The organism is Streptomyces sp. NPDC025793 (assembly GCF_055558375.1).
In genome coordinates this window covers 42192-59642 of sequence record NZ_JBVHMR010000011.1, presented here as the reverse complement: position 1 = coordinate 59642, position 17451 = coordinate 42192, and the positions used below count along the sequence as shown (strand labels likewise).

16 protein-coding genes and 2 pseudogenes are annotated in these 17451 nt (G+C 70.8%); 7 read left to right on the top strand and 11 right to left on the bottom strand.

The features are described from left to right. Window positions 1–414 precede the first annotated feature (414 nt). Window positions 415–1812, bottom strand: coding sequence for a C4-dicarboxylate transporter DctA (gene dctA, locus ACZ4MF_RS21760; RefSeq protein WP_467493589.1), 1398 nt, complete (start codon window positions 1810–1812; stop codon window positions 415–417). Then, window positions 1809–2927, bottom strand: coding sequence for a PrpF domain-containing protein (locus ACZ4MF_RS21755; protein WP_467493588.1), 1119 nt, complete (start codon window positions 2925–2927; stop codon window positions 1809–1811). The genes dctA and ACZ4MF_RS21755 overlap by 4 nt, the downstream gene beginning before the upstream one ends. A gap of 146 nt (window positions 2928–3073) precedes the next feature. Between ACZ4MF_RS21755 and ACZ4MF_RS21750 the strand changes: the two genes are divergently transcribed. Both ACZ4MF_RS21750 and ACZ4MF_RS21745 read left to right on the top strand, forming a co-directional pair. Further along, window positions 3074–3985 (top strand): LysR family transcriptional regulator, encoded by a 912-nt coding sequence (locus tag ACZ4MF_RS21750; protein WP_467493587.1) that lies wholly within the window; start codon window positions 3074–3076, stop codon window positions 3983–3985. A 189-nt stretch (window positions 3986–4174) separates the two neighbouring features. Further along, window positions 4175–4648: a hypothetical protein gene (locus ACZ4MF_RS21745; RefSeq protein ID WP_467493586.1), complete on the top strand. Its 474-nt coding sequence runs from the start codon at window positions 4175–4177 to the stop codon at window positions 4646–4648. A gap of 336 nt (window positions 4649–4984) precedes the next feature. Here ACZ4MF_RS21745 and ACZ4MF_RS21740 read toward each other — a convergent pair. The 4 genes and pseudogenes from ACZ4MF_RS21740 to ACZ4MF_RS21725 form a co-directional block, all read right to left on the bottom strand. Further along, window positions 4985–5221: pseudogene (locus ACZ4MF_RS21740) on the bottom strand (aldo/keto reductase); the annotation flags it as partial. 176 nt (window positions 5222–5397) lie between these two features. Beyond that, window positions 5398–6411: an NADP-dependent oxidoreductase gene (locus ACZ4MF_RS21735; protein ID WP_467493585.1), complete on the bottom strand. Its 1014-nt coding sequence runs from the start codon at window positions 6409–6411 to the stop codon at window positions 5398–5400. Window positions 6412–6453: 42 nt separating this feature from the next. Continuing rightward, window positions 6454–7029 (bottom strand): TetR/AcrR family transcriptional regulator, encoded by a 576-nt coding sequence (locus tag ACZ4MF_RS21730; RefSeq protein ID WP_467493584.1) that lies wholly within the window; start codon window positions 7027–7029, stop codon window positions 6454–6456. A gap of 5 nt (window positions 7030–7034) precedes the next feature. Beyond that, the gene (locus tag ACZ4MF_RS21725) at window positions 7035–7730 is read right to left on the bottom strand and encodes a type 1 glutamine amidotransferase domain-containing protein (RefSeq protein WP_467493583.1); all 696 of its coding nucleotides are present in this window, start codon (window positions 7728–7730) and stop codon (window positions 7035–7037) included. 203 nt (window positions 7731–7933) lie between these two features. Here ACZ4MF_RS21725 and ACZ4MF_RS21720 point away from each other — a divergent pair, with 203 nt between their 5' ends. Next, a complete protein-coding gene (locus ACZ4MF_RS21720) occupies window positions 7934–8893 on the top strand; it encodes a LysR family transcriptional regulator (protein ID WP_467493582.1) in 960 nt (319 codons plus the stop codon). Here the strand turns inward: ACZ4MF_RS21720 and ACZ4MF_RS21715 are convergent. Continuing rightward, window positions 8868–9185 carry a hypothetical protein gene (locus ACZ4MF_RS21715; RefSeq protein ID WP_467493581.1) on the bottom strand — a complete coding sequence of 106 codons (318 nt, stop codon included), beginning with the start codon at window positions 9183–9185 and terminating at the stop codon, window positions 8868–8870. The genes ACZ4MF_RS21720 and ACZ4MF_RS21715 overlap by 26 nt on opposite strands. 126 nt (window positions 9186–9311) lie before the next feature. On the opposite strand from ACZ4MF_RS21715, the gene ACZ4MF_RS21710 reads away from it, so the two are divergent. Both ACZ4MF_RS21710 and ACZ4MF_RS21705 read left to right on the top strand, forming a co-directional pair. Continuing rightward, window positions 9312–9905, top strand: coding sequence for a PadR family transcriptional regulator (locus ACZ4MF_RS21710; RefSeq protein ID WP_467493580.1), 594 nt, complete (start codon window positions 9312–9314; stop codon window positions 9903–9905). Window positions 9906–9969: 64 nt separating this feature from the next. Then, window positions 9970–10101 (top strand): annotated as a pseudogene (locus ACZ4MF_RS21705) (SGNH/GDSL hydrolase family protein); the annotation flags it as partial. Window positions 10102–10148: 47 nt separating this feature from the next. Here the strand turns inward: ACZ4MF_RS21705 and ACZ4MF_RS21700 are convergent. Together ACZ4MF_RS21700 and ACZ4MF_RS21695 are read right to left on the bottom strand one after the other, a co-directional pair. Continuing rightward, complete coding sequence (locus ACZ4MF_RS21700; protein ID WP_467493579.1) at window positions 10149–11192, bottom strand: PP2C family protein-serine/threonine phosphatase; 1044 nt, start codon at window positions 11190–11192, stop codon at window positions 10149–10151. Between the two features lie 139 nt (window positions 11193–11331). Beyond that, window positions 11332–11757: an ATP-binding protein gene (locus ACZ4MF_RS21695; RefSeq protein ID WP_467493578.1), complete on the bottom strand. Its 426-nt coding sequence runs from the start codon at window positions 11755–11757 to the stop codon at window positions 11332–11334. Between the two features lie 193 nt (window positions 11758–11950). Here ACZ4MF_RS21695 and ACZ4MF_RS21690 point away from each other — a divergent pair, with 193 nt between their 5' ends. Next, complete coding sequence (locus tag ACZ4MF_RS21690; protein WP_467493577.1) at window positions 11951–12718, top strand: IclR family transcriptional regulator; 768 nt, start codon at window positions 11951–11953, stop codon at window positions 12716–12718. Window positions 12719–12763: 45 nt separating this feature from the next. Further along, window positions 12764–14293 carry a glycerol kinase GlpK gene (gene glpK, locus ACZ4MF_RS21685; RefSeq protein ID WP_467493576.1) on the top strand — a complete coding sequence of 510 codons (1530 nt, stop codon included), beginning with the start codon at window positions 12764–12766 and terminating at the stop codon, window positions 14291–14293. A gap of 40 nt (window positions 14294–14333) precedes the next feature. On the opposite strand, the gene ACZ4MF_RS21680 is transcribed toward glpK, so the two are convergent. Then, on the bottom strand, window positions 14334–15650 hold the full coding sequence (locus ACZ4MF_RS21680; protein WP_467493575.1) for a serine hydrolase domain-containing protein: 1317 nt from the start codon (window positions 15648–15650) through the stop codon (window positions 14334–14336). A gap of 97 nt (window positions 15651–15747) precedes the next feature. Further along, window positions 15748–17421 (bottom strand): ABC transporter family substrate-binding protein, encoded by a 1674-nt coding sequence (locus ACZ4MF_RS21675; protein ID WP_467493574.1) that lies wholly within the window; start codon window positions 17419–17421, stop codon window positions 15748–15750. Window positions 17422–17451 lie beyond the last annotated feature (30 nt).

Sequence of the window (17451 nt, the reverse complement as noted above, 5' to 3'; positions counted from 1 at the left end):
GTGCTGCCGGCGTCGCTGACCTCGCAGATCAACGCCGTGTCACGGATGAGCCGCAGGCGGATCGGTGGGGAGCCGTAGCGGATGGCATCGGTGACCACTTCGCTCACCACGAGTTCCGCGGTGAAGGCGGCTTCCTGCTGGTGCCAGGCGGCCAGACGCTCACCGGCGGGTTCACGGGCCAGGGTCACGACGGAGGGTTCGGCGGGCAGCTTCCATGGAGGTCCGGTTCTGCATCCATGGCTACCCGATGCACCTTCTGCGCGGTGTTCGCCGGACTTGATCAGCGGTTGGAGGACTGGGCGTGCCGGAGGGCCGGACGTTCCTGAACAGCCCGGACGGCGAGTACGACGTCCTGGTGAGACGTGGGCGGGCCGGCCCGGAGTATCTGCTCCGGACCGGCCCGCCCATGCGACGTCAGCTTGCGGCGGGAACGGGGTCACGGGTTGGTGCGGACGTCTCCTTCGGATCGGGCTCGGCCGGCACCGCAGAAGGAGAGGGGGCAGGGGCGTAGGGAATGTCGCCGCGCAGGACGGCCTTGGCGCGGTCCTCGTCGAGTTCGCCTTCCCAGCGGGCGACGGCAAGGGTGGCGACGCCGTTGCCGACCAGGCTGGTCAGGGCGCGGGCTTCGGACATGAACCGGTCGACGCCGAAGATCAGCGCGAGGGCGGCGGGCGGGACGTGAGGGACGGCGCTGAGTGTGGCGGCCAGGGCGATGAAGCCGGAGCCGGTGACGCCTGCGGCGCCCTTGGAGGTGAGGAGCATGACGGCGAGCATGGCCAGTTGCTGGGTGAGGCTGAGGTGGATGCCGAGGGCCTGGGCGAGGAAGACCGAGCCCATGGTCAGGTAGATGGCGGTGCCGTCGAGGTTGAAGGAGTACCCGGCGGGCAGCGTGATGCCGACGACCGGTTTCGAGGCGCCGGCGTGCTGGAGCTTGGCCATCATGCGCGGCAGGACGGGCTCGGTGGAGGAGGTGCCCAGGACGATCAGCAGTTCTTCCTTGATGTAGCGCAGGAAGGGCAGCAGTCGCAGTCCGTTCAGGCGCATCACGGTGCCGAGGACGACCAGGACGAAGAGGAGGGCGGTCAGCCAGAAGGAGCCGACCAGCAGAGCCAGGTGGCGCAGGGTGCCCAGGCCGTAGTGGCCGATGGTGAAGGCCATCGAGCCGAACGCGCCGAGGGGGGCGAGCCGCATGATCCAGCGGATGAGCGTGAACAGGACCGTGGAGAACTTCTCGACGCCCCGGGCGATGCCCAGGCCGGCCTCTCCGCTGGCGTGCAGGCCGAAGCCGAACAGCACCGACACCAGCAGTACCGGCAGGATCTCGTTGCCGGTCAGGGCGCTGACCAGGGTGGCCGGGACGATGGCGAGAAGGAAGGCGGCGAAGCCCTCGTGGGCCGTGGTCGCCTCCGGCGGCAGGGCCTTGGTGGACAGGGTCGAGAGGTCGATGTGCAGACCGCTGCCCGGCTTGACGACGTTGACGACGACCAGGCCGATCACCATGGCCACGGTGGTCAGCACCTCGAAGTAGACCAGAGCCTTCAGGCTGACGCGGCCGACCGCGCGGGCGTTGCCCATGGAGGCGATGCCGTGGACGACCGTGCAGAAGATGATCGGTGCGATGAACATCTTCACCAGCGCGATGAAGCCGTCGCCGAGCGGTTTGAGGTCAGCGCCGGCGGACGGCCACAGGCCGCCCACGGCGGCGCCGAGGAGGACGGCGATCAGGCACTGGATGTAGAGGTGGGACAGCATCCGGCGGATGCGGCCCGGTGGTGCGGTGACGGTACCCGGGGCGGCGTCGTTGCGGCTCATGCGGGGCGTCCTTCCAGGACGGGAACGAGGAGTTCGGCTCGGGCGATACGCCGGGCGGCGCGGTGCAGCAGCACCGTGGGGGACGCGCCGTCCGGTGCGGGGACGGCTCGGGTGGTGACCACGCCGGCGGGGGTGCCCAGGCGCAGCGTGCCGTCGGCGGTCTGCCGGGCGACGCGGTGGGCGAGGGTGCCAGGGGTGGCGGCGGCCGTGGCCAGGGCCACGGCGGAGGTCAGGCCGATCGCCGGGTGCGGGGCGTGCATGGAGACCATGCGCACGGCCAGGTCGTACTCGTCCTGGTTGACGAGCATGCCCTGTGTGGTGCGATAGAGCGCGGGTCGGGCGACGATGCCCACCTTCGGCACCGCGTGGCTGACCGGATCGCCCTCGCGGGCCAGGCCCATGGCCAGCGCTGCCTGGCGGCGCAGCAGCGTCAGCGCGGGCACGGCGGTGGCGAACGCGGTGAGGGATTCCGTGCCGTCGAGGCCGAACGCCTTGGCCTCGAACAGCGCGGCCGGCGCGCCGGCGTCCACCAGGGATGCCTCGACAAGGCCGTCCGGGCCGGTCAGCTCGTCCAGCGTCCGGCCGGTCGGCAGTGCGCGGCCGGTCGTCGAGCCCGCCGGGTCCTGAAACCCGAGCAGGACCGGCACGCCCGGCGCCGAGGTACCCGGCACCACGGCCGTGCCCTCCTCCGGGGCCACGCCCGCGGGGGTGGGGATCGTGCCGGTGAGGCGGGCCCCGGTGTTGACGTTGAGCATGCGGACGGTGGTGGTGTCCGACGTGATCGGCACGAGATCGTGGTGGACGGCGTACAGGGCCACGGCGGTGGCGCAGTTGCCGCAGTTGCTTGCCCACTCCACGCGCTCGTCGCCGATTCCGACCTGTGCGAAGGCGTACTCGACATCCACACCGGCCTGGGCCGACGCCTGTACGACGGCGGCCTTGGAGGTGGTGGAGGAAGCGCCGCCCACGCCGTCGATCTGACGGGGGTCGGCGGCGTTGAAGGCGGCGAGCAGCAGGGCATCGACGTCCACGCCCGTGGCGGCCACGTCGCGGTGGTCGAAGATCCAGCACTTGCTGGTTCCTCCGCGGATCATCTCGCCCTGCAGACGCAGCACAACCGACTCCTCACAGCCAGGGAAGGGGAAGCCCACCGACGGTCTCGCCGTGCGTGGTGTCCTCCACGGTGAGTTACGGCAGCGTGAAGTACAATCTCGGAAAACTGGATAGCTATTAAGCTGAAGTGAACGCTGGAGGTGGCGGCATGCTCGACGTCCGGCGCATCCTGCTGTTCACGGAGGTCGCCCGGCGCGGCTCGGTGACCGCGACAGCCCGCGCCCTCAACTACACCCCGTCAGCGGTATCGCAGCAGATCAGCCGCCTGGAAACGGAGGCAGGCCAGCCCCTGCTGGAGCGCCACGCCCGGGGCGTCACCCTCACCGACGCCGGACGGGCGCTGGCCGAACGAGGCCAACGGATCGAACGCGAACTGCAGGCCGCGGAAAACGAACTCGCCGACCACGCCGGCCTGCGTGCGGGCACCCTGCGCATCGGCACCTTCCCCACCGTCGGCGCCTCGCTCCTCCCGCAGGCCGTGATCGCCTTCCGCGACGCCCACCCCGACGTGCGGCTGACCGTCCGCAGCGCCCGCATCGCCGGACTCTGGACCATGCTGGAGAACCGGGAGATCGAGATGTCGCTGATGTGGGACTACGACTGGAGCCGAATCGACCGGGAGGACATCGTCGTCACCCCCCTCCTCGACGACCCGCCGGCCCTCCTCGTCAGCGACCACCACCCACTCGCCGGCCGCGACACCGCCTCACTCGCCGACTTCACACACGACCCCTGGATCACCCGCGCCGACAACCACCCGGTGGCCGAAGCCCTCGTCCGCGGCTGCCGCGCCGTCGGCTTCGAGCCCCACATCGCCTACGAGGCCCACGACTACCAGGAAGCCCAGGCCATGGTCGCCGCCGGCATCGGCGTCGCCCTCGCCCCCATCCTGGCCCTGGAGGGCATCCGACCCGGCGTCCACGTCCTGCCACTCCAGCCGCCGGCCCCCGTCCGCCGCATCCTCCTGGTTCGCATGGCCGACCACTCCCTCACCCCCGCCGCCCTGACCTTCGCCGGACTCCTCCACGACACCGCCGCGGCCCGAACGCCCCGACACTGACACCCCGCATGGTCGCCCTGCACGAACGCCTGAACCAGCGGCTCACACCACATCCCGCCGGACCTGCCGCCGCAGACCCGGGCGACCCTTTTCCTGATCTCATACTTGCCGCCCTCAGATGCCGACCAACGACCTGGGGAGGAGTTCGAAGCCGGCGTCGGCGTCAACTACGCACGGCGGCGCCGAGCCATGGCCGACTGGCAGATGCCTCCATCCGGCTGGACCGAGATGTACTCCGGCATTCCCAGGCTCGGTCAGCTGGCCGCCCGGCGAGGCACGGCACTCGCCACGGTCCTCAGCTGGACGGAGGTCACCCAGGCCGAGCGACTCAACTGCCCTCTTCTCACCGCGATCAGCCTCACCGGCCAGGACAGAACAGGACTGATCGACGAGATCGCCCAATTCCTCACCCCGGCCTCCCAGAAAGGCGGACGCCTCACGCTCCGCCGCCGACTCGACGCATACGCCGCCCAACTCGCGGCGCAGTGCGATGCACCCACATCCAAGTTGCGTTCAGCGACGGCGAGGATCGGCACCACGAGCGTCTGCGTCATCGATCCGACCATCGCAGCGGCTCCGAGGGTCAGGACGAGCCCGGTCCCGGCCCGTCTCTGTCTGGACGAGTTGGGCGGGAACGAGAGGCAGCATGTTGAGGCGACATGACGGTGCTCCGTGCTCTGTGGTGCAGAGCGCGGGACGTGGGCGGGAAACCGTCGGGCGAAGGCGGGCGCCCCGCTGTGGAGGGCCACGAGCGGGGCGGTGCGGCGGGAGGTGGTGGGGTCAGTTCAGCGGTACGTCGAGGCGGGCACGGCGGTGGCTGAACGTGGCGATGGAGTGGGGGCCGTGGTAGCTGCCGAGGCCGGACTCACCGACGCCGCCGAAGGGCAGGTCGGGGATGCGGAGGTGGGCCATGGGCAAGCCGAATCCGAGGCCTCCGGACGATGTCTCGGCGGCGAGGCGGGCGCGCGTGGTCTCGTTCCCGGTGAAGCCGTACAGGGCCTGGTCGGTGTTCCACAGCTTCGTGGTGATGAAGACGTCCTCGCGGGCGAGTCCGGAGTCCCTGACGGCCCGGCCGACGCCGGACTCGTTGCCGTAGATGCGGGCGGTGTCGATGTGCCGGTAACCGGCGGTCAGGGCCGTGGTGACGGCGCCGTAGGCCTGCTTGTCATCAACTTGCCATACTCCGAAGCCGAGTTGCGGGATGGTGGTGCCGTTGTTGAGGGTGACGTGCTGCATTGCGGGATCAGTCCTTCAGTACGGTGACGGCGTCCGCCACGGCGTCGTCGTGGCCTCCGGTGAGTTCGAGGGGGCGATGGACACGCGGCTCTCCGGAGGGAGTGCATGCGGGAGGGCAGTGAGCCGGCCGGTGGGCTGGGGGGCCCACCGGCCGGCGTTCATGCGGCCTCGCGAGGTCAGGCCTGCGGGAGGCGGACGAGCATCTTGCCGGTGTTGGCGCCGCGCATCATGGCCTGGAAGGCCTCGAAGGCGTTCTCGATGCCGTCGACGACGGTCTCGTCGGTGACGAGCGAACCGTCCGCGAGCCAGCCGCCGACCTGCCGGGCGAAGTCCGGCACGAGGTGGAAGTGGTCGCTGACGTTCATGCCGCGCAGGTTGATGCGCTTGCCGATGGCGAGCGGCAGGTGCGCCGGGCCCGCGGGCAGTTCGGTGGCGTTGTACATCGAGATGGCGCCGACCAGGGCGACGCGGCCGCGCAGGTTCATGGTCCGGAGTGCGGCGTCGAGGTGGTCGCCTCCGACGTTGTCGAGGTAGACGTCGATGCCGCCCGGAGCGGCGGCGGCGAGTTGCCCGGCGATGTCGCCCGCGCGGTAGTCCAGACCGACGTCGTAGCCGAAGTCCTCGGTCAGCCGCTCGGCCTTGACCGGGCCGCCGGCCGAGCCGATGACGCGCGAGGCGCCGAGCTTGCGGGCGAACTGCCCGGCGACGGAACCGACGGCGCCCGCGGCACCGGAGACGAAGACGACATCGCCCTCCTTGACCGGGGCGACCTCCTTGAGGCTGGCCCAGGCGGTCAGGCCGGTGGTGCCGAGGACGCCCAAGTAGGCCTGGGCAGGGGCGAGGTCGGGGTCGACGAGCTGGACGTCGGCGGCGCCCAGCAGGGCGTACTCGCGCCAGCCGAGGAAATGGGTGACGGTCGCGCCGACCGGGACGTCGGGGGCCTGCGAGGCGACGACGGTGCCGACGGCCGAGCCGGTCATGGCCTCGCCCAGCTCGAACTGCGGGATGTAGGACTCGCCTTCGTTCATCCGCCCGCGCATGTAGGGGTCGACGGAGAGGTGGTCGTTGCGGACGACGACCTGGCCGGGGCCCGGGTCGGGCACGGTGGCCGTCTCGAACGCGACGTCCGAGTCCTTGGGCTCGCCGACGGGGCGGGCGACGAGGTGCCATTCACGGCTGGAAAAAGACATGACGATCCTAGGGAGTAGTGCAGTGTGAGGGAGGCGGGGAAGTCAGCTGCCCGCGGCCGCGGTGGAGACGGGTACGCCCAGCAGGCCGGCCACGAGGGCATCGGATCCCAGGGGCAGCAGGCGGTGCGCGTCGGTCGCGTTCTCCAGGCCGACCACGAGCGCGATGCAGATGTCCGCGGCCTTGGCGGGCCCGTCCCCTTCGACGGTGCCCGCCTCGGCGAAGAGTCCGGTGAGCAGGTGGCGCAGCTCGGCGGTGAAGTCGGAACATATCCCGCCGAAGAGGCGGGCCTTGTCGTCGAGGAGTTCGGCCGTGTGCGGGGAGTCGCCGGACAGGGCGAGGACGAGTTCGAGCTTGGCGGCGAGGACGCCCCGGACGCGGGCGGCGTACGGAAGGGTGGTGTCGGCCGCCGCCCGGCGGGCCCGCACGAGCGCCTGCTCGTGCAGGCGCCCGGCGAGCCGCCGGAAGGCGTCGTCCTTGCTGCGCACGTACTGGTAGACCGCGGACCGGGACACGCCCATGGTGGTGGCGATGTCGTCCATCGTGGTGCGCCGCACGCCGTACCTGGTCAGGCAGTCGTACGTGGCGTCGAGGACCTCGTCGAGCCGGCCGGTGCCCATCGGGGTCAGGCCAGCTTCTTGAGCAGTTCGACGGCCAGCGGGGCGGAGGAGGCCGGGTTCTGGCCGGTGACCAGGTTGCGGTCGACGACCACGTTCGGCACCCACGGCTCGCCGACCCGGACGTTCACGCCGACCTCGGTGAGGCGGTCCTGGAGCAGCCACTTCGCCTTGTCGGCAAAGCCGGCCTGGGTCTCCTCGGCGTTGGTGAAGGCGGCGACGTCGTAGCCGGCGAAGACGTTGGTGCCGTCGGCCTTGACGGCCGCCAGCAGCGCGGCCGGGGCGTGGCAGACCACGCCGAGCGGCTTGCCGGACTCCAGGGCGAGGGTGAGGAGGCGGCCGGAGTCGGCGTTGACCGCGAGGTCCTCCATGGGGCCGTGGCCGCCGGGGTAGAAGACGGCCGCGTAGTCGTCGAGGTTGACGTCTTCGACCTTGATCGGCGACTGCAGCTCGCTGAAGCCGGCCAGGGCGTCGGCGATGCGGTCGGCGTGCTCCTGCCCGCCGTTGACCTCGGGGGCGAGGCTGCCCTTGTCGACGGCGGGAACGACACCGCCGGGCGTGGCGACCACGATCTCGTGACCGGCTGCCTTGAAGGCCTGGTAGGGAGCGACGGCCTCCTCGGCCCAGAAGCCGGTGGGGTGCTTGGTGCCGTCGGCCAGCGTCCAGTGGTCGGCGCCGGTGACGACGAAGAGGATCTTCGACATGAGGTGGTTCTCCGAGGGTGCGGATCCCGTACGGGCCGTAGGGATCGAGGACGGTGCGTCGCCGCCGCTGACGTTTCCGAAGCACTGACACTTCGCACTCAGTTCGTCAGTGCGGCGATGTCCTCGAAGGTAGGACCGCTACCCCATCGGAATCCAATAGGCTCTTACATGTGAGAGATAGGGATCCCAATGGACAGCCGGGAATGCCGTCGCCGCAAGGCAGCGGCCCTCTCGATCTGAATCTGCTGCGCACGTTCCTCGCGGTGTACCGCGCCGGCGCCTTCACCGCGGGCGCCCGCGTGCTGGGCCTGTCACAACCGACAGTGACGACGCAGATCCGCTCGCTGGAGAACCAGCTGGGCCGGGAGCTGTTCGAGCGACTGTCCCGCGGCGTCGCCCCGACCCCGTTCGCCGACGAGCTGGCCGCGCGGGTCATGGAGCCGTTGGACGCCCTCGGCCCGGTCAGCGGCGGCGCCCTCTTCGGCGAGAGCGACGCGGAGCCCGTGCACCTGGCGGGGCCTGCCGAGTACCTCACGCACTGCGTCATGCCGACGCTCGCCCCGCTCGTCGACAAGGGGGTGCGCCTACGCGTCGCATTCGGCCTCACCGACGATCTGCTCGACGGACTGCGCGCGGGCCGGCACGACCTGGTGGTGGCCACCCTGCGCCCACGCGGCCGCGCGCTCGCCTCCGTGCCGCTGGCCGACGAGGAATTCGTCCTGGTCGCCGCACCTTCATGGGCCGAACGGATCGGATCACGCCTTGCCACCGAGGGACCCGCAGCGCTGCACGGAGTGCCGCTCGTCTCGTACGCCGAGGACCTGCCGATCGTCCGCCGCTACTGGCGCCATGTCTTCGGCAGGCGGTTGACCTGCAGTCCGACCGTCACCGTGCCCGACCTGAGGGCGGTCACAGAGGCTGTCGTCGGCGGCGCCGGGTTCAGCGTGCTGCCGCGCTACCTGTGCGCCGACGACCTGGCCTCAGGCGCCCTGGCCCTCCTCAACGATCCGGACGACCCACCGATCAACACCGGCTTCCTGGTCCAGCGCCCGGGATCGTCCACGAATCCCCATGTCGCACTGGTCCGCGACCACCTGCTGCGGTCCGCCCACGAGGCCTGGGGGCCGCCGCAGCCGATCACGATCCCCTCTCACCTGCGGTGAGCTGATCCGCGATCTTCAGTGCAGCGGCGAAGCCGACCCGCCGCTCGTCCCACACGTCGCCGCGCACGCACTCTCCGGCATGATCGACCGGATGGCCTGCAGCGCGTTCATCACAGGGCAGCGCATCGCCTTCGAGCGGCTCGTGACGACGCTCAACAAGATCTGGGAGAACGCGCTGCAGTTGCGGCCCCGCCCGACGGGCGAACGATGAGGCCTGTCCTACGTTCTCGGCGAGGAGCGCCTCGATGGCGGCCTCGTCACGGTTCTCGACGGCCTTGCGGAACGGATGCACGAGATCACCTGTGATCAATTAGTTGAATAGGCGCACCGGAGATTAGGGCCGCGCCGTGCGGGTTGTTCGCCCCTCTGTCGATATAGTCATGCCGATGATTAATCAACGGTGCGATATCCTGTCCACATGGCACTGCGCAACGCTGTGATGGCCGCGCTCCTCGGAGGAGAGGCGTCCGGATACGACCTCGCCAAGGGCTTCGACGCCTCCGTCGCGAACTTCTGGATGGCCGCCCCTCAGCAGCTCTACCGGGAGCTCGACCGCATGGAGCAGGAGGGTCTCATCGCCGCACGGGTCGTCGAGCAGGAGCGCCGGCCGAACAAGCGCCTCTTCTCACTCACCGAAGCCGGCCTGTCCGCCGTGCGCGACTACGTCGCCGAACCGCCGGGCAAGCCCACGACCATCCGCGACGAGCTCCTGGTCAAGGTCCAGTGCGCGGACGTCGGCGACATCGAGGCCGTACGCGCGGCAATCACCGAACGGATGGAGTGGGCCGCCGCCAAGCTCGCCCGCTACGAACGGCTCAAGGAGCGCCTCCTGCGGGGGCTCACGGAGGACGAGTACTGCGCACAGACCGAAAGGATCGGGCCGTACCTGACACTGCTGCGCGGCATGGCGTTCGAGCGGGAGAACCTCCAGTGGGGCGAGACCGCGCTCCGCATCCTCGACCGGCGCACGACCGCAGCCCCCGATCAGGCGCACGCCACACCACAGACGTGAACCTGTCGACGTGAGCCCTCCGGCAACAGGCCCCCGTACCGACTCACTGGACAGAGGCCCTGCCATGCCCAGCGCCCGGATCCCTTTCTCGCGGTACGTGGCCCTCGGTGACAGCCAGACCGAAGGCGTCGGCGACGGAGATGACCTGACGGGGCTGCGCGGCTGGGCCGACCGCCTCGCCGAGCACCTGGCCCGTGGTGACCTTCACCGCCGAGACCGCGAGCCGGGGGCCGGAGGCCGGGCTCACTCCGAGGGTTCACACAGGCGCACGGCGAGGGCGGCGATGTCGTCGTCGAGGCGTCCTCTGCTGTAGCGCAGGAGGTCGCGGTGCAGTGCCGTGAGCAGTTCGTGCGGCGGCGTCGGGGGCTGCCGGCTCATCCAGGCCGTCAGCGGGAAGAACTCGCCGTCGTGGGCGCGGGCCTCGGCGACCCCGTCGGTGTAGAGGAGCAGCAGGTCGCCGGGGACGAAGTCGTATGTGTCGACGTGGTAGTGATCGCCGATCAGGTCCGCGAGGTTGAGCAGCGGTGAGGGGGCGGTGGGTTCGAGGGCGCGGAGTTCTCCGTGGTTCAGGAGCAGTGGCGGGGGGTGGCCGCAGTTGAGGATCCCGATGCGCCCGCCCCCGTGCGGGATCTCGACGAGCAGGGCGGTGGCGAAGCGCTCGGTCGGCCCCTCGGAGGGAAAGGCGGCGTTGTATCGGGTGCTGCTGGCGTCCAGCCGGCGCGCGACGCCGACCATGTCGGCCTCGCCGTAGGCCGCCTCCCGGAACGCGTTGACGATCGCCGCGGCCGCCCCCACCGCCGGCAGGCCCTTGCCCCGGACGTCACCGATGAGCAGCCTGACCCCGAAGCGCGTGTCGACCACCTCGTAGAAGTCCCCGCCGATACGGGCCTCCGCCGCGGCCGCGAGATACAGCGACTCGATCTCGACGCCTCCGAGGCGGTGCGGCATGGGGCTGAGCACCACCTGCTGGGCCGCGTCGGCGACGAGCCGCACCTGGAAGAGGGTCCGCTCCCGCTGGAGCCGGACGTGGCTGCCGTACGCGGCCGCCACGGTGACCGCGATGATCCCCGCGGCCGTCCACCACGTCCCCAGCCCGGGGAACACCAGACTGAGCCCGATCATCAGAAAGAGGCAGACGGTGCCCAGCAGGACGGTGGGGAGCACCGGCCACATGGAGGCGGCGAGGGCCGGCGCCGCGGGCAGGAGGCGGCTGAAGGCCATGTCCGGAGGGGTGGAATAGGCCAGGCTTGCGATGACGACGGTCAGGACGACCGGCGACAGTCGCACAAAACTCCCCCGGCCGTGGCGGTGGCGGAGCCGCGGCCGTCCAAAATCGATCACACCTCACAGAATATCTACGCAATCCAGGCATAGCGCTCTGGCGCATCTGGGGCCGCGCCTGCCCCGGCCCGTCGGAGGACGCGTGCTAACCCGTCGCGAGATCGGCCCAGCGGGTGACCCCGCCGGGGTGGACACGTATGCCGTGCCGCGCGGCGAGGGCATGGACGATCGTCTCGCCCCGGCCGTGCTCGTCCGGGTCGACCCCGTCGAGGGAACAGCCCGTCGTGAGGTCGGGTCCCGCGTCGGTGACCTCGATGCTCATCGTGCGGTCGCCGTCGTCGGGGCTCCAGGACACCCGCAGCACGGCCGGCGGGCGGGCGTGGATGATCGCATTGGTGACCAGCTCGGACACCACGAGGAGCGCGTCCTCGACGACGCCCGGGGGCAGGCTCCAGTCGGCGAGGACCGCCGCCGTGCACCGGCGTACGGCGGTGACGGCGCCGGCGACGGGCGGCACCGGACACACGTGGTGGTAGGCCGCCCGAAGCAGCGTGTTGAGCTGTGCCGCCATGGTCTCTCCCGGTGATGCGAGCGACCGGTGCGGCGCCGTGTCCCGGCGCATACCGGCTGAGCAGCAAGTTACGGAGACAATTCGGACAGGTCAATGAACGGCGGTCGGCATTACCGAACGCGGATCTCCCGGGGCCTACGGGGCCCGGCCCGCCCGTACGGCGAAGCCCCCGCAGCGGTAATAGGCTCGCCTCATGGCCGGACCGGTCCAGTCGATCGAACGGGCGGCGGCGATCCTGCGCCTGCTCGCCGGCGGGCCCCGCCGCCTCGGGCTCGGCGAGGTCGCCGCCTCCCTGGGACTGGCCAAGGGCACCGCGCACGGCATCCTGCGCACGCTTCAGCACGTGGACTTCGTGGAGCAGGACGCGGCGACCGGGAAATACCAGCTCGGCGCCGCCCTGCTGCACCTCGGCACCAGCTACCTGGACGTCAACGAGCTGCGCTCGCGCTCCCTGAACTGGGCCGATGCCCTCGCCGCCCGCAGCGGAGAGGCGGTTCGCCTGGGCACGCCCCTGGAGGGCAGGGTGCTCGTCGTCCACCACGTGTTCCGGCCGGACGACACCTTCCAGACCCTGGACGTGGGCTCGCTGCTGCCCCTGCACGCCTCCTCGCTGGGCAAGGTGCTGCTCGCCTACGGGACCGCGACGATCGAGGCCGGCGGGGAGACGGGGCTGGAGGCGTACACCCGGCACACCCTCGTCGATCGCGAGCAGCTCACCCGGGCGCTCGCCGAGGTCCGGGAACTGGGCTGGGCCGCCGAGATCCAGGAGATGAGCATGGGCGAGGCCGGGCTCGCCGCGCCGATCCGCGGGCACGGCGGCCTCGTCGTCGGCGCCATCGGACTGTCCGGGGCGGTCGAGCGGATCTGCGACAGCCAGGGCCGTCCCCGCCCGAGTCTGATCACCCTGATCCGCGAAGCCTCGCGGGCGATCTCCCGGGACCTCGGAGCCACCCGATGGTAGGCCGGGCCGGCCGCCTCCTCGACCCCTCGGAAGGCAGACCCGATCATGGCTGAACGGTATGTAATGTCCATCGATCAGGGCACCAACTCGACCCGATGCATCCTGTTCGACCGCCGCGGGCGGCTGGTCTCGGTGGCGCAGAAGGAACATCAGCAGCACTTCCCCGAGCCCGGCTGGGTCGAGCACGACGCCGTCGAGATCTGGCAGAACCTCCGGCGCATCGTGCCCGAGGCCCTGTCCGTCGCCGGTGTCGACCCGGGGCAGGTCACCGCCATCGGTCTGGCGAACCAGCGCGAGACGACCGTGCTCTGGGACCGGCGGACCGGCGCCCCGCTCGGCCGGGCGATCGTCTGGCAGGACACCCGCACGGCACCGCTCGTCGAGGAGCTGAGAGAGAACCCCGGCGAGGAGTTCTTCCTCGAACGGTGCTGTCTGCCGCCCTCGACCTACTTCTCGGCGCTGCGGCTCCGCTGGCTGTTCGACCACGTCAAGGGGCTCCAGCAGCGCGCCGACGACGGCGAGGTGCTGTTCGGAACGATGGAGAGCTGGCTGATCTGGAACCTCACCGGGGGCCCCGAAGGGGGCCTGCACATCACCGACGCGACCAACGCCAGCCGCACGATGCTGATGAACATCCGCTCGCTGACCTGGGACGACGAACTGCTCGCCTTCTTCGGAGTGCCCCGCTCGATGCTGCCCGAGATCCGGTCGTCCGCCGAGCTGTACGGCGATGCCCGCGCGCTGCTGCCGGGCGTCGCCATCACGGCCGCGCTGGGCGACCAGCAGGCCGCGCTCTTCGGCCAGACCTGCTTCTCCCCCGGCGAGGCGAAGTGCACGTACGGAACGGGCAGCTTCCTGCTCCTCAACACCGGCGCCGACATGGTGCGGTCCCGGCACGGGCTCCTCACCACCGTCGCCTACAAGATCGGGGACCAGCGGCCGGCCTACGCCCTGGAGGGCTCGATCGCCGTCACCGGAGCGCTCGTCCAGTGGTTCCGGGACCGGCTGGGCCTGATCAGCAGCGCTCCGGAGATCGAGACCCTCGCCCGGACGGTCGAGGACAACGGCGGCTGCTACATCGTCCCCGCCTTCTCGGGGCTGTTCGCGCCGCGCTGGCGCAGCGACGCCCGCGGGGTCATCGTCGGCCTCACCTCGTACATCACCAAGGGGCACCTGGCGCGGGCCGTGCTGGAGGCCACCGGGTGGCAGACCCGAGAGGTCGTCGACGCCATGAACGCCGATTCCTCGGTCCCCCTCCAGCAGCTCAAGGTGGACGGGGGCATGACCGCGGACAACCTGCTCATGCAGTTCGTGGCCGACGTGCTGGACGTGCCCGTGGTGCGGCCCATGGTCGCCGAGACGGTCTCGCTCGGCGCCGCGTACGCGGCCGGGCTCGCCGCCGGCTACTGGCCGGACCTGGAGGTGCTGCGCCGCAACTGGCACCGGGCCGGGCAGTGGCTGCCCGACATGGACCCCGCGCTGCGGGAGGCGGAGTACGAGAACTGGCAGCGGGCGGTGGAGCGGTCCCTGGGCTGGGCCCGGCCTCCCCGCTCCGCCGACCCGGGCCCGCCGTGACGCCGGACCGGCCCGCCCGCCGTCGTGCCGTGCGGTGCCGTCAGCGCAGTGCCGCGACCCAGGGGGCCGGCGAGAGGTCCGTGCCCGTGACGGTGCCCGCGCCCGTGACGGTCAGGATCCGCCGCAGCGAGGTGGCCGCCGTGCGGGCCGCGGGCGGTGTCGCCGACGGGCACAGGGCCGCGACGACGTAGTGGCCCAGGGCGTCGTCGATCGGGCTCGGTTCGAAGCCGGTGCCGTCGGAGTTGAGGCGCTCGTACTTCATGAGGTTCCAGCCCACGGCCACCTGGCGGCTGCCGTCGGGGCTGGACAGGGCGACGGTGCCGGCGCCGAAGACCGCGCCGTCGTGCCCCCAGAAGCGGCCGCAGCCGGTCACGTCGACGGAGTAGATGCCGAGTCCGTAGTTCATGCCGCCGCCCGCCGGAACGGTGGTCCGCATCTGCCGGAGGGCCTCGGGTCCGACGAGCGTTCCGCCCAGCAGGGCGCGGTAGAACCGGTTCAGGTCGTCGGTGGTGGAGACGATCGCGCCCGCCGTGTAGGCCCAGGACATGTCGTAGACGCTGTAGTCGCGTGGCGGGTCGATCAGGCCGTAGTAGCTCTCGTACATGCGGGCGTGCGGGCCCCGGATGTACGCGGAACGCGGGTAGGAGGTGTGCCGCAGTCCGGCCCGGTCGATCACGTGGCGGGTGATGTACGCCTCGGGGTCCTGGCCGGTGACCTTGGCGAGCAGCAGTCCGGCGATGACGTAGTTGGTGTTGGAGTACGACCACTTCTCGCCGGGCCGGCCGGTGGCGGGCGCGGCCAGTCCGAGCCGGACCAGTTCCTCGGGCGGGACGGAGCGGAAGCGGTCCTCGTCGAGGCTGGCGGTCGACCCCTGCGCGAGCGAGGGGAAGGCGCTCAGGACGTAGTCGCCGATGCCGCTGGTGTGGTTGAGCAGCATACGGACGGTGATCTCGCGGCCGCGCTCACCCGGGATCAGGTCCGGCAGGTAGTCGCCGATGGGCGCGTCGAGGCGGATCCGGCCGCGCTCGACCTGCTGGAGGACGGCCACGGCGGCGAACGTCTTGCTGATGCTGCCGATCCGGTGCCGCATGTCCGCGCGCACCGGGCGGCCCGTGTCCACGTCGGCGACCCCGGACGCGCCGGCCCACCGGTCGGAGCCGTCGCGCACGGAGGAGTAGATGCCGTACATGCCCGCGTCGTGCACCGCGTCGAGCGTCCGGCCGAGCGCCGCCGGGTCCAGCGCGGCCGGTGCGGGCGGCGCGGCGGCCGGTCTCGCGGCGGCGGACGCGACCGGCGCCGCGACGGTCAGCAGCAGCGTGGTGGCCAGGGCTGTTCCGAATAACCGGGGGATGCGCAAGGGATGTCCCTTCCGTGACGGACGAACATGGCCCGGACATCCTCATCGGGGGTGGACGGCCCTCGCATCCTCCCCACGGATGATCACACCCCTGAGGTCACTTCTGCCAACCCACCGTCTCCGGGAGCGGGTTGTAGAAGATGGTCGCGCCGATGTTGGCGAGGCCCTTCTTCACTGCGTAGGTCGAAGGACCGCTGTACAGCGGGAGGAAGGCGTACTGCCGCAGAGCGTCGCGCTCTACCTTGTTGACCGCCGTGATCTGCCGGTCGCGGTCGGCGATGGCGCCGGTCGCGCGGATCTCCTTGTCCAGCGCGGGCGTGCCGGCGCCGGTGATGTTGGAGTCACGGTCCGAGCAGTAGAAGTCGCACAGGTAGCGGGCGCCGAACGGGTCCGTGGAGCGGTTGCCGGAGACGAACAGGTCGAACTTGCGTCCGCTGAGGATGCCGGCGAAGTCGGCCTCGTCGGCCTTGTCGATGACGAGCCGGATGCCGGCCTGCTTCAGCATCGCGGCGAGGGCGCCGGCCGTGGCCTTGCCCAGCGGGTCGTCGCCGAGGAGCGTGTAGCCGATCTCCAGCTTCCTGCCGTTCCTGGCCCGGACGCCGTCGCTTCCGGGCTTCCAGCCCGCCGCGTCGAGTTCCTTCCGCGCCTGCGCCGGCGCGTACGTCAGCACGGCCGAGACGTTGTCCTGGTAGCCCTTCTGGAAGCTGTACAGCACGGCCGAACCGGGCAGCGGCTCCCGGTAGTCGAGGCCCTGGAACCGGATCTTCGCGATCTGGGTGCGGTCGACGCTCTCCTCGACGGCCTCGCGCACGGCCCTGTCCGCGAGGAGCGGGGACTTGGTGTTGAGGTAGAGGGAGTACTCGAAGGGGCTGCCGCCGCGGCGGATCTCGGTGCCCTTGAGCCCCTTGACCTGCTTGAGGCTCTCGGCGTCGACGGCGGGGACGGAGTCGAGCTGGCCGTTCTTGAAGGCGTTGACCGCGGCGGTCGACTCCAGGTTGACGTAGACGCGCTTGTCCAACTTGCCTTTCCGGCCCCACCACTTGGGGTTGCGGACGAAGGTGATGTTCCCCGAGTGGGTGTCCCAGGAGCCGATCGTGTACGGTCCCGCGCCCCACTCCGGATGGGCCTTCTTGACGTAGGCCTTGTCGAAGTTCTCGACCGTGGCCGCCTTGGGGTGCAGGAAGGTCGTGAACAGGCTGGACCAGGAGGGGTCGACGCCCTTGAAGGTGAGCACGGCCTGCTTGGCGTTCTCGCCCTTCTCGACGGAGGTGATCCGGTCGTAGCCGTCCGTGGACGAGGCGGCGTAGGCCTTGTCCGAGCCGTTGTTCGCCTGCCAGGTGGCCCTGATCGCGGTCCAGTCGATCGGGGTGCCGTCGTTGAAGACGGCCTTGGGGTTGATGGTCAGCGTGACCTTCTGGTCGCCGCCCTCGACGGACACCTTCACATCGCTGAAGTAGTCGGGGTTGTACTGCACGTCGCCGGTCGGCGAGTAGGTGATCGCGTCGGCGTTGTACCAGGACCACACCCGGCTCGCGGTCAGCGTCGCGTTGACGTTGAACGGGTTGCCCTGGTCGTCGAAGGTCCCGGCGGAGGTGTAGGTGCCGCCGTCCTTGATCCGGTCGTACGGCGTGGGGTTGTAGTCGGCGGCCCCCGACGCCGCAGCCGGGGTGTCCTTCGCGTCCGAGCCCGTGCCGGACGAGGACCGGCACGCGGTGGCGGTGACACAGATCGCGGCGAGGAGAGCGACGGGCAGGGCCAGTCGTGCGCGCATGACAGATCGTTCCTTCTGGGTCGGCGGGGG